The 11,080-nt window shown below is 69.5% G+C and carries 17 protein-coding genes; 12 read left to right on the plus strand and 5 right to left on the minus strand.

The features are described 5' to 3' along the window. The 3 genes from KIK05_RS45320 to KIK05_RS45330 form a co-directional block, all read left to right on the plus strand. Window positions 1-726: aldo/keto reductase (locus KIK05_RS45320; RefSeq protein WP_214417135.1), on the plus strand; the 726-nt coding region annotated here is incomplete at its 5' end. Window positions 727-757: 31 nt separating this feature from the next. Beyond that, on the plus strand, window positions 758-1,057 hold the full coding sequence (locus KIK05_RS45325) for a putative quinol monooxygenase (RefSeq protein WP_214417136.1): 300 nt from the start codon (window positions 758-760) through the stop codon (window positions 1,055-1,057). A gap of 123 nt (window positions 1,058-1,180) precedes the next feature. Continuing rightward, window positions 1,181-2,410, plus strand: a complete 1,230-nt coding sequence (locus KIK05_RS45330) for an MFS transporter (protein ID WP_214417137.1) — start codon at window positions 1,181-1,183, stop codon at window positions 2,408-2,410. A 415-nt stretch (window positions 2,411-2,825) separates the two neighbouring features. Here KIK05_RS45330 and KIK05_RS45335 read toward each other — a convergent pair whose 3' ends face one another. Next, on the minus strand, window positions 2,826-3,053 hold the full coding sequence (locus KIK05_RS45335; RefSeq protein ID WP_214417151.1) for a 3,4-dihydroxy-2-butanone-4-phosphate synthase: 228 nt from the start codon (window positions 3,051-3,053) through the stop codon (window positions 2,826-2,828). 123 nt (window positions 3,054-3,176) lie between these two features. Then, window positions 3,177-3,491 (minus strand): Rossmann-fold NAD(P)-binding domain-containing protein, encoded by a 315-nt coding sequence (locus KIK05_RS45340; protein ID WP_214417138.1) that lies wholly within the window; start codon window positions 3,489-3,491, stop codon window positions 3,177-3,179. Here KIK05_RS45340 and KIK05_RS45345 point away from each other — a divergent pair. After that, window positions 3,457-4,104: a hypothetical protein gene (locus KIK05_RS45345; protein ID WP_214417139.1), complete on the plus strand. Its 648-nt coding sequence runs from the start codon at window positions 3,457-3,459 to the stop codon at window positions 4,102-4,104. The genes KIK05_RS45340 and KIK05_RS45345 overlap by 35 nt on opposite strands. Window positions 4,105-4,116: 12 nt before the next feature. Here the strand turns inward: KIK05_RS45345 and KIK05_RS45350 are convergent, their stop codons facing one another. After that, window positions 4,117-4,335 (minus strand): helix-turn-helix transcriptional regulator, encoded by a 219-nt coding sequence (locus tag KIK05_RS45350; protein ID WP_214417140.1) that lies wholly within the window; start codon window positions 4,333-4,335, stop codon window positions 4,117-4,119. Window positions 4,336-4,347: 12 nt separating this feature from the next. Next, a complete protein-coding gene (locus tag KIK05_RS45355) occupies window positions 4,348-4,755 on the minus strand; it encodes a hypothetical protein (RefSeq protein ID WP_214417141.1) in 408 nt (135 codons plus the stop codon). A gap of 76 nt (window positions 4,756-4,831) precedes the next feature. On the opposite strand from KIK05_RS45355, the gene KIK05_RS45360 reads away from it, so the two are divergent. Together KIK05_RS45360 and KIK05_RS45365 are read left to right on the plus strand one after the other, a co-directional pair. Then, window positions 4,832-6,076, plus strand: coding sequence for an alpha/beta hydrolase family protein (locus tag KIK05_RS45360; protein WP_214417142.1), 1,245 nt, complete (start codon window positions 4,832-4,834; stop codon window positions 6,074-6,076). A 481-nt stretch (window positions 6,077-6,557) separates the two neighbouring features. Further along, complete coding sequence (locus KIK05_RS45365) at window positions 6,558-6,953, plus strand: ABC transporter permease subunit (RefSeq protein WP_214417143.1); 396 nt, start codon at window positions 6,558-6,560, stop codon at window positions 6,951-6,953. Between the two features lie 372 nt (window positions 6,954-7,325). On the opposite strand, the gene KIK05_RS45375 is transcribed toward KIK05_RS45365, so the two are convergent. Next, window positions 7,326-7,808 (minus strand): winged helix-turn-helix transcriptional regulator, encoded by a 483-nt coding sequence (locus KIK05_RS45375; protein ID WP_214417144.1) that lies wholly within the window; start codon window positions 7,806-7,808, stop codon window positions 7,326-7,328. Between the two features lie 133 nt (window positions 7,809-7,941). Between KIK05_RS45375 and KIK05_RS45380 the strand changes: the two genes are divergently transcribed. The 6 genes from KIK05_RS45380 (at window position 7,942) to KIK05_RS45405 (ending at window position 10,965) form a co-directional block, all read left to right on the plus strand. After that, the gene (locus KIK05_RS45380; RefSeq protein WP_214417145.1) at window positions 7,942-8,235 is read left to right on the plus strand and encodes a hypothetical protein; all 294 of its coding nucleotides are present in this window, start codon (window positions 7,942-7,944) and stop codon (window positions 8,233-8,235) included. A 51-nt stretch (window positions 8,236-8,286) separates the two neighbouring features. Continuing rightward, entirely contained in the window at window positions 8,287-8,988 is a 702-nt protein-coding gene (locus tag KIK05_RS45385) for a DsbA family oxidoreductase (protein ID WP_214417146.1), read from the plus strand. Window positions 8,989-9,222: 234 nt separating this feature from the next. Next, entirely contained in the window at window positions 9,223-9,612 is a 390-nt protein-coding gene (locus KIK05_RS45390) for a nuclear transport factor 2 family protein (RefSeq protein ID WP_214417147.1), read from the plus strand. A 104-nt stretch (window positions 9,613-9,716) separates the two neighbouring features. After that, window positions 9,717-9,938: a DUF4158 domain-containing protein gene (locus KIK05_RS45395; RefSeq protein WP_214417148.1), complete on the plus strand. Its 222-nt coding sequence runs from the start codon at window positions 9,717-9,719 to the stop codon at window positions 9,936-9,938. Window positions 9,939-9,944: 6 nt separating this feature from the next. Further along, window positions 9,945-10,427, plus strand: a complete 483-nt coding sequence (locus KIK05_RS49340; protein ID WP_214417149.1) for a Tn3 family transposase — start codon at window positions 9,945-9,947, stop codon at window positions 10,425-10,427. A 310-nt stretch (window positions 10,428-10,737) separates the two neighbouring features. Next, window positions 10,738-10,965 (plus strand): hypothetical protein, encoded by a 228-nt coding sequence (locus KIK05_RS45405; protein ID WP_214417150.1) that lies wholly within the window; start codon window positions 10,738-10,740, stop codon window positions 10,963-10,965. Window positions 10,966-11,080 lie beyond the last annotated feature (115 nt).

Below are 11,080 nucleotides of genomic sequence, written 5' to 3' on the forward strand. Positions count from 1 at the left end.
ATGAAGCCCGCCAGCGTGCGCCGCGAGATCGAGGACTCCCTGCGGCGGCTGAACGTCGAACGCATCGACCTGTACCAGGTGCACTATCCCGACACCGGCGAGTCGCTGGAGTACGCCGGTGGCGGCTTCGGCGCCGTCTCCCCCAACGCCACCCCGCTGGAGGAATACTGGCAGGTCATGGCCGATTTGAAGGCCGAGGGCAAGGTCCGCGCCATCGGCCTGTCCAACCACTCGGCCGAGCTGTTGGAGGCCGCCGAGCGCGTCGCCCACGTCGACGCGATCCAGCCGCCGTTCTCCGCGATCAACCGCTCCGCCGCCGCCGAGATCGCCTGGGCGCACGCCCACGACACCGGGGTGATCGTCTACTCCCCGCTCCAGTCGGGGCTTCTCACCGGCGCCTTCTCGGCGGAACGCGTGGCCGGCCTGCCCGCGGACGACTGGCGGACGGCCCACCACGACTTCACCACCGGCCTGGCCGCCAACCTCCGCCTCGCCGACGCGCTGCGCCCGATCGCGGCGCGGCACGGCGCCACCGTCGCCGAGGTGGCCATCGCCTGGGCACTGGCCTGGCCCGGCATCACCGGCGCCATCGTCGGCGCCCGCAAGACCACCCAGGTCGACGGCTGGATCGGGGCGGGATCGGTGGAGCTGACACCGTCCGACCTCGACGAGATCACCGCCGCGATCACCGCCTCGGGCGCCGGCACCGGCCCTGCCCGGCCGTGACCGCCTGTCATCACGCACGAGGCCGCGAAAGATGTCCCTCATCGTCCTCACCGAGTGCCTGGCCGTGCCCGGACAGGAAGATCGGCTCCGCACCGCCCTGGAGGCGATGATCGAACCGTCCCTGGACGAACCCGGCTGCCTGGCCTACCGCATCTACACCGATCCCAACCGCCCCGCCAGCATGGTGGTGATCGAGGAATGGGCCGGCCCTCGAGCCCTGGCGGAGCACTACACCACTCCACATAGCCGCCATGCCACGCAGGTTCTGGAACTGGTCCTGGCCGAGCCGATGACGCTGCGCAGGCTGGTGACCGCCCGCACTCCTTGGTGAAGGTGCTGCTGGGACACACCCCCCGCACCCGGTGCCGGCAGCGGCCTCGTCCAGCCCTGACCGCCTCTGTCCTGCCGGTCACCCCCATCGGGGCGACCGGCAGCCCCCATCGAAAGGAAAACCGTGCCTATCGCATTGCTGGCGCTGGCCATCGGGGCCTTCGCCATCGGCACCACCGAGTTCGTGATCGCCGGCGTCCTGCCCGAGGTCGCCGGAGACCTGGGTGTCTCCGTGCCCACTGCGGGGATTCTGGTCACCGGCTACGCGCTGGGCGTCGTCGTCGGTGCCCCGCTGCTGACCGTGATCGGGACGCGATTGCCGCGCAAGGCCATGCTGGTGCTGCTCATGGTCATCTTCCTGGCGGGCAATGTGCTGTGCGCGCTCGCCCCCACCTACGCCGCGCTGATGGCGGGACGCGTGGTGGCGTCCTTCACCCATGGCGCGTTCTTCGGCATCGGCTCCGTCGTCGCCGCGGGTCTCGTGCCCGCTCATCGGAAGGCAGCGGCCATCGCGCTGATGTTCACCGGCATGACGCTCGCCAACGTCATGGGCGTGCCCGGCGGCACGGCGCTCGGTCAGGCATTCGGCTGGCGGGCCACATTCTGGGCCGTGGTGGCCATCGGCGTGGTCGCACTGATCGGCGTAGTGGCCCTGGTCCCCGCGCAACCTGCGACCGGCTCCAGCCTGCGCCAGGAGCTGACCGCGTTCACCAGCGTACGGGTCTGGCTGGCCGTAGGCACCACCATGCTCGGCTGGGGCGGGCTGTTCGCGTCCTTCACCTACATCGCCCCGATCGTGACGCAGGTCGCCGGCTACCCAGCCAGCGCGGTCACCTGGCTGCTCGTGCTGTTCGGCATCGGCCTGTGCGTGGGCAATCACCTGGGTGGGCGAGCAGCCGACCGGGCGCTGCTGCCCAGCACCTACGTCATCCTGTCCGGCCTGGCGCTCCTGCTGTTCGCCTTCACCTTCACCGCCCACGGCCGGATACCGGCCGCGGTCACCATCGTCCTGCTCGGCGGCTTCGGCTTCGCCACCGTGGCCCCCCTGCAGACCCGGGTGCTCGACACCGCCAAAGCCGCGCCTACTCTGGCCTCCACCGCAAACATCGCCGCCTTCAACCTGGGCAACGCCATCGCCGCCTGGCTGGGCGGGCTGGCCATCGACGCCGGACTCGGCTACACCGCGCCCAACTGGATCGGCGCCCTGATGACGAGCGGCGGGCTGGGACTGGCGCTCGTGTCCGGCTTCCTGGACCGCCGCCGCGCACCACGGGCGGCGCGACAGCCGGCACAGGCCGCGACTGCCAAGGCCGAGGTCCTCCCTCTTTCAACTCCAGGCAGAGCAAGGCCCTGACCCGCAACGGAGCCTGATCCTGGTGATCGATCTCATCGCCGGCCACCACCCGGCGATCGTCACGGCCTCGGCAGGGCCCCACGCCCCCTTGGTGAGCCCCTCGCGAGGCTGCAGGATGCAGAACCGGCTCAAGAATCGGCCAATGACGGATAGACGGCTTCGCCGATATGCATCACCGAAGGCTGCGCCACGTCTTCGTAGTTCAGGGCGCTGTCGGTAATCGATTCTGTGCTGTTACCGCCCGATAGGTCGCTCCGTGCTGCCGCCGTCCTCCTGGGGGGCGGCGTCGCCGAGATCGAACGGGCGAAGGATCACGAGCATGATGGCCGGCGTCGCGGGCCGTGGAGGCGTGTTCGTCGTCGCCGTGGCGTTGGCCGTAGTCACCGCGCGCCCGGCCAGCACGGCGCGGGTGGCGTCAGTGACCAGAGCGTCCACCAGCACGGCCCGGGCCCAGGAAGTCCTCCGGGCGCGCGGCCAGGTCGGCCAGCCGGCGGACCGTCGCGGCGCGCTCGGCGGCCGACACCCCGGTCCCGGTGCCCTCGGCCCGGTCCACCGGGACGTGCACCGGGGTCCCGTGCCGATCGCCCCGCCCTGGGACGAGGTCCGCGCCCGGGTGCTCGCGGAATGTAGCCTCCGGACCCAGTCAACAAGTCGGCGCGGGGCCCGCTATCGTCTGACGGCGCATGCTGGAAGAGGAGAACAAGCACGCCGGTAGGGTCCGCCGTCCCGACGGCGGACCCTGGCGATGCGGTGATCACCGCCGAGCTCAGTTCTGGTCGGCCTGGACCTGGTCGTCGTGGTCGGTGGATTCGGAGACCTTGCGCCAGGCGTGCAGCTCGGCGATCTGGGTGTCGAGCTTCGCTTGAGTGAAGCCGTAGGCGTCGGAGCCGAGGATCAGGCGCAGCGATGGCTCGGTGGCCTCGGTGACGTCGACGATCGCCTTGGCGCCCTTGCCCGGGTCACCCGGCTGCGCGTGATTGACGCCCTGCGCGTGGGTGCGGGTGGCGCCGGTGGTGGTGGCGTAGTCATCGATGATCGTGGTCTCGGTGCAGGACCGGCGGATCGCCGACCTGCAGAACATGCTGGCCATCCGGGACGGCGAGCTGGCGCTGACCCGCGAGCAGGCCCGCACCGCCGACCAGCGCGCGCAGGCGGCCGAGGCCGACCGGGACCGCGCGGCCGGGCAGGCCGAACGCAGCATCCGAGCCGCTAAGCGGGCCCGGCCGCGGGCTGCTGGTGCGCCCGCCGCGCTGGTTCACCCTTCAGCCGGGGATCAACACCATCCGGGTGCAGGGCGAACCGGTGGCGGGGCGGACGGGGACGCCACGCCTGACGGTGGTCACCCGAGACTGCTGGTAGCCGAGAATCCGCCCGCCGTTGCAGGCCGCGCCCAGCAGGCCGAACAGGCCGCCCAGCGGATACGCGCGGACGCCGAGCGGCAGGTGGCCGCGCTCACCACCGCCTACCAGGACCAGATCTCCGCAGTCACCACCCACGCTCAGGAGGCCTCGGCCCGCGCGACCCGCGCTGAGACCCAGGCAGAAGAAGACAGAGCCGAACTGAAGACGCTGCGGGCCGAACTGAAGGCGCTACGCGCCCAGCTCATCGATCAATCCCGGCTCCGCCAACGCCAGCGGATCGTGCGGGCCCTCCTCGTCCTGCACGACTTCGAATCGAACCGTCATACCGGCTGAGAAGACTCGATGTCAGGCCGGGTCGCCCGTGTCTTCCGTCCGGTCGGGAAGGAAGATCTCCTCGATGGTCAGGCCGAAGACGTCGGCGAGGGTGAACGCCAGAGGCAGGCTGGGGTCGTACCGCTCGGTTTCGATGGCGTTGATGGCTTGCCGGGAGACCTGGCACCGGTCGGCCAGGTCGGCCTGGCTCCACCGGCGAGCCGCACGCAGTTCGCGTAGCCGGTTCTTCACAGGTGCTCCCCTTCAGCGGTGGAAGCGGGTGCGCAGGTCCGCGATCAGCAGCCAGATCGCCACGCCACCGAGGATCATCAGCTGCGCGAGCTGATGGAGCTGGATGATGCCTGCGGCATCGAGCAGGGTGGCCACTTGCAGCCCCACGAGGACCGCGGCGAACGCGATGGCCATGCTCTCCAACTGAATCTTGCGCAGGTATTCGTCCGCGCGCCGGAACGCCCGCAGCAGCACCCAGGCCACCGCGAGGCTGAACACGGTGGTGGTCGCGATCCACCAGGTCTTCTGGGCGGTGCTCTGATCGGGGTTGCTGCCCAGTGCCAGGGCTATCACCCCCAAAGTGGACACCGGTATGCCGTCGATGAGCACAGCGCGGCGGGCCGCACGCGTCACCTGGTCCTGTTGCACCTGCTTTGCCATGCGATGAATGTAAGGTGTGCCTTCCATCAAGTCAAGTGACCTTGACCAAATGGAAGGCACACCTTACATTTTGGCGATGCTCAACGACAGACGACTCCTGACCCGCCGAGCGCTGCTCGCCACCGCCGCGGCGTCAGCCATCGCATCCGTCCCGACGGCCACCACGGCATCCGCCCAATCGCGACCCACGGCGGACTCGCCGGACGCCGCCAACCCCACGCCGACTCCGGTGCGGCTTGCCCTGCCCGCACCATCCGGTCCGCATCCCCTGGGCACGGTCTCGTTGCACCTGGTCGACCGGGCACGCGTCGATCCCTGGCAGGCTTCCCGCACGGCCCGGGAACTCATGATCCAGCTCTGGTACCCGGCCCTCACCGCCCATGGCCACCCGCCCGCGCCGTGGATGTCACCCGGTGCCGTCACCTTCTTCGAGCAGGAACAGGGCATCCCGTCCGGCACACTGCTGCTACCGACCACGCACGCCCACCTGGCCGCACCGGTGGACCGCGGCCGGTGCGGGAGGCCGATCGTCCTGTACTCGCCGGGCCTGCGCAGCGACCGCAGCCTCGGCACTGTTCTGATCGAGGAACTAGCCAGCCACGGCTACCTGGTCGTGGCCATCGACCACACCTACGACGCCGACCAGGTCGAGTTTCCCGGCGGCCGGGTGGAAACCTTCGCCATCACCGGCGACATCGACAATGCCCTCATCACCAAGGCCCTCGCGGCGCGCACTGCGGACACCCGGTTCGTGCTGGACCAGCTCACCGCGGTCAACGCCGGACACAACACCGACGCCGGACGGCGACCCCTGCCCCCCACCCTCGCCGGCGCGTTCGACCTGTCCCGCGTCGGCATGCTCGGCCACTCCCTCGGTGGCGCCACAGCCGCCGCGGCCATCCGCGCCGACCGGCGCCTACGGGCCGGCGTCAACCTGGACGGCAGCCTCCTGCCGCCCGTCACCGCCGGCACCGACCGGCCATTCCTTCTTTTCGGCAGCGACCCCGGCCCAGGCCCGGAGGATCCCAGCTGGGATCAGTTCTGGACCAGCCACTACGGCTGGAAACGCGAACTGGCCCTCATCGGCTCCACCCACACCTCGTTCACCGACCTGGAAACGCTGCTCCCCCAGGCCGCGCCCATCCTGGGATTGACACCTGGCCAGGTGACGCAAGCAATCGGCACCCTCGACCCGCACCGCGCCATCCACGCGCAACGCGACTACGTACGAGCATTCTTCGACCTGCACCTACGCCATCTCGACAACCACCTGCTCCAGCGCCCCTCACCCCGCTACCCGCACATCCGGTTCCTCCGATGAGGCACCGGCCGTCCCAGCCCGACGGTCACTGACCGCTCGGCCGCCGCGTCGACGATGGGCAGCACCGGGGTGCCGGCGGCGCGGACCAGCCGCGGGCCCTCGGAGCCTAAACCTCGCGTGGCTCGGGGAAGGCGGCCGGCGACGCCAGGGCGTGGCCTGTTTCCGTGAAAGAACGGGACCCTGAAGGAGTTACCACCTCTTGCCTCCTGAGGGCGGGCAGCCGTCCCGGCACCCTGCTCGCATCCGGACCACCTGCGATGGCTGGGGTCCTTGCCGGCCTTCTGCCGGTTGCTGCGCTCGGTGACGGCGACCAGGTGCTCGGGGTCGTCGAGGTAGCTGGCGTAGCGTTTGCGCTCGTCGCGGTCCAGGCGGAAGTCTCGCCCCAGGCCTGTCATTGTGTCGGATGAGCCGGTAGAGACATCCTGCTGAGGTGTCCCGTGGAGACGCTGTGTCAACCGTTGCTCCAGCGGAGGACGGCGAAATGGCTCCGATGAAAGCGCAGGCGGCGGCCGGACGCGGGCCCTCCCTGCTGCGGTGGACGGTGCTGGCTGCGATCGGCCTCTACCTGCTGCTCCCGCTCGTCGCCACGCTGGAGTTCTCGACGAGAGGCGTGGGTCGAGCCGCACGCGGCAGGCGTGGAATGGCGATCGGCACCGACCCCGATCTCCTCGACGCCATCGTCGTCTCCCTCGAGCTCGTGCTGCTCACTGTGGTGGGCATGCTGGTGCCCACGATGGCCTGGGTCCACCTGCGGGTGCCGCGGTTGCGGCGGGCAGTGGAGTTCGCCTGCCTGTTGCCGCTGACGCTTTCTCCCATCGTGCTGGTCGTCGGCATCTCCCCCATCTACGCGCGGGTCACCTACGTCTCTCGACGGTGATCGCCCAAGTGGCGAGCACGCACATCGCCGAACTGGCCCCCGGCTCACCGGTGCGGGTGACCGTCGAACCCGTCCCGGTCCTGACGACATCACTCTGAGCGCCATCGGCCCGACATCAAGGAGCCGTTACGCCGGTTGGTCCGCTCACTGGTGCGCCGTTCATAGCCGGCGCCGCACAGGCCGTCGGCCTGGGCCGACATCAACGTCTCGGCCGGCATGGATCGCACCCCTGGGCCGATGGGATCAGGCGGGCTGGGGGCGGGCGTCGCCGCAGTGGCCGCGACCTTGAGGAGCACGCCGAGGAGGCCGCGCGGCTCGGGGCGCGGATGCATACCGGGTGCGGATGGTCAACGGTGGCCAGGTCCAGGAACTTTACCGACCGGTCGTCTGCGCGAAAGGGGTGCGGCCCTGGCGGGTGGGCGTGCGGGCGGATCCCGTTGTGAGCGGGAGTCGGGCCGGGGTGGCGGCAGTGTGCGATTCCTGGGATGCGAGGACTGCGGGCATGTTGGCTTCGATGTGGCTGATGAAGGCCATGAGATGGTCGGCGGTGGTTTCGCCCAGGGGTGTGAGGGAGTAATTGACGCTCGGGGGCATCCCGGTGAGGACCTCGCGGCTGACGAAGCCGTCGCGCTCCAGGGCCTGGAGTGTCTGGGCGAGCATCTTCTCGCTGACTCCGTCGATGCGCCGGCGCAGGGCGTTGAAGCGCGCGGGCCCCTTGCGCAGACCGGCGAGAACCAGGACGCCCCAGCGGCCGGTGAGGTGGTCCAGGACCTGACGGGAGGGGCAGTGTTTGGCGAAGACGTCGAACTCCAGCGCGGCCACCTGGCGCTCGTCCTCGGTGGACAACTCGTTCATGAATGCCTCCTTCACCGTTACATTACCTCGAACACAGTACTGCCTAGAAGTTGGCACTAACTTTCGGTTAGTGTACGTTGAGGGTGTCGGGAAGGCGCCCGGCCCCCTCCTCAGCACAACGAAGGAATCCGTCATGATCGTCGACACCGGTGCCACCGGACAGTTCGGCCGCCAGGTCATCGAGCACTCGCTCCAGCGCGGAGTGCCCGCCGACCAGGTCGTCGCCGCCGCGGACCTGCCTGCCGAGCAGTACCGGCAGATCCTCGCCCGGACCGGACTCCCCGGCTTCGTCACCGGCCTGATCGTCGACGCCGACGTCCAGGTCTCCAACGGCGCACTGGCCGGCGTCACCGCCGACCTGAGCGGGCTCCTGGGACGGCCGACCACACCCCTGTCCACCGTCGTCGCCCAGGCCCTCGCGGCCTGAAACCCGCGCACAGCCTCTGCCACCCGTACAGACGCAAGGAACGGCACTACCATGCGCGTAGAGATCTGGGGCGACGTCGTCTGCCCCTGGTGCTACATCGGCACCGCCCGCTTCGACAAAGCCCTGGCCGGCTTCGCACACCGCGATCAGGTCGAAGTCATCCACCGCTCGTTCGAACTCGACCCCGCTCGCGACAAAACGCACGTCGAGCCAGTGCACAAGATGCTGGCGGACAAGTTCGGCCCCCAGGGCCCCGGCATGGACCGGCAGGTCGCGACAACAGCGGCCCGTGAAGGGCTCGCCTACCGCACCGACCGACAGGTCGGCAGCACCCTGGACGCCCACCGCCTCCTGCATCTCGCCAAGGCACACGGCCGCCAGCACCAACTGCTGAATCTGTTGTTCGAAGCCAACTTCGCCCAGGCCCGGACCATCTTCACCTCCGACGCCCTCCTCGGCCTCGCCCAAGCGGCCGAACTCGACGCGGATGAAGCGCGCCGCGTCCTGGACGATCCGGACGCCTACCTCGATGCCGTACGCGCCGACGAACAGCAAGCCGCCCGTCTGGGAGCCCCCGGCGTCCCCTTCTTCGTCATCGACCAGCGCTACGCCCTCTCCGGAGGCCAGCCGACCGAAGCCTTCGCCCAGGCACTGCACACCGCCTGGACCCAGCGCCCGCCCGCCCAGACCGCCTCGGCAGGAGCCGTCTGCGGCCCGGACGGTGCATGCGCCGTCCCGCCCTCCGAGCCGTGACCTGACAGCGGTCCCGGCACGCGACCTACCCGCGCACCACCCGGGCTTTCGTCCCTCCCGCCGACGACCGAGCCCATGAGGACGATCCCGCCAGCAGATGAACCGTTGCGCGCATCTCACCCGTCCGGCCATCGTGCATAGCGCAGGGCCTCCTCCAACCTCAACCTTGAAGGGGTCTGCTTCCGGCGCCATCTGTGTGCCCCCAGGCAGACCCGCATCCTGAACGGAGCAGTTGTGTCTGATCTTGAGCAGAACAAGAAGGTCGTTGTCGACTACTACCAGACGGCGTTCGGCGGCAACCCGGAGAAGGCCATCGCCGACCACTTCGGCCCCGTCTACATCCAGCACAACCCCGACGCCCAGGACGGCCCCGAGGCGTTCACCGCCTTCGTGACCTGGCTGCGCGGCGAATACCCCGACCTGCGCCTGGACATCAAGCGGGTCATCGCCGAAGGCGACATGGTAGTCACCCACTCTCATCTCGATCTCGAACCCGACAACCCGGACAACCCCGGTCGTGCGCTGGCGGACTTCTTCCGCCTGGAGAACGGCAAGGTCGTCGAGCACTGGGACGTCATCCAGGACATTCCCGCCCAGGCAGCCAACGACAACGGCATGTTCTGATGCCGCTGCCGTCTCGCGAACCCGAGACGGACGACGCGCCCGCCGCTGCGGTGCGCCGGCAGACCTGACATCGGCGCGGGTGAGCACCGCGGTGCCCGAGGCTGTTGCTGAAGTACTTCACGCAGCACGGGCGCTTCCCGCGCGGGCGGGCAGAGTTTTCTGACGAGGTGGTCGACTACGTCGCGAAGCAGACCAAGACGTCGGTCAGCAGCCTGGGCTTGTACGACTGCTCAGGTCGGACGATCGAGCGTCATCGCAGAGAGATCCGCGACCGTCTCGGCTTCCGGGATTGCTCCGTCGCCGACACCGACAAGCTGACCGACTAGCTGGCCGTGAATGTCGCGCACGCCGAACGGCAGCCCGACCGGGTCCGCGAGGAGCTGCTCAAGCAGTGCCGGGCCGAACGGATAGAGCCGCCCTCACCGGGGCGGATCAGTCGGATCGTACGGTCGGCACTGCACAACGCGGAGCAGACCTGGTTTCACCGGATCGCGGCGCGGCCGGATGCGATGACGGTGGCCCGGGTGCTTGCCCTGGTGGCTGCCGACAACACCGCGGTGCAGACCGAGGAGAGCGATGTAGGCGGAGATGGCGACCTGTGTCTTCGGATCTTGCAGGCCTCGCTCGTCATGGTGAACGTCCTGATGCTTCAAGACGTTCTCTCCGAGCCCGAGTGGTCCGCCCTGCTCACCCCGGTCGACCGGCGCGGCCTGACCCCGCTGTTCCGGCTGCACATCCGCCCTTACGGCGAGGTGCGTCTCGATCTGAGCGCCCGGTTGAGCAGCGGTACTCTCGGCTCGCTCGGCAGCACGTGAGCGGGACACGGAGAGTTCAACGTCGCCACACCCGGCGAAGTCGCCAACCGCACGTACGCCGCCACCGACATGAACACCCACACCGGTCAGCTGACGGTTACCGAGGGAACCGACTCGATCGTGAGGCTCGCGATGCTCGAAACCGACGGGCCGACCGGGATCTTTACCGACCGCCTCGGCCCCGTCGCTTGGTGACGCTACCCGTGGCCGCAACCGACAAGGCGGCCCTCTTCCAGTGCTGCGACGTGCCCATGACCATTTCGGGCGGCGGAACCGGTGCCGCCCACACGATGCCGTGCCGGGCGGCTTCGTGACATCCCCGGGCGCGGCTCTGATCGCCGCCGGCGACCTGGTGCACCGGCCCGGCGCCGACGAGCGCCTGGACGCCGAGCGGCTGCTGCGCGAGGGCGTCGAGTTCCGCCTGGGCTTCGACCCGGGGCAGCCTGGCCGCCTCGGCGAGGTCTACACCGACCTGGAGCCCGGCAAGAGCATCGATGTCCGGGGCTGGGAGATCGGCCGGTGGCCGAGAAGGTGGTGAATCAGGCCATCCAGCGCATCCAGCGAACGCATTCCTGATCACTTCCCGGTCCGTCACACGCCACGGCGGCGTGGGTTCGGTGATGACACTCACCGAACCCACGCCGCCGGCGCGG

Origin of the sequence: Sphaerisporangium fuscum (assembly GCF_018531465.1) — a bacterium.
In the GTDB taxonomy this organism is placed as follows: domain Bacteria; phylum Actinomycetota; class Actinomycetes; order Streptosporangiales; family Streptosporangiaceae; genus Sphaerisporangium; species Sphaerisporangium fuscum.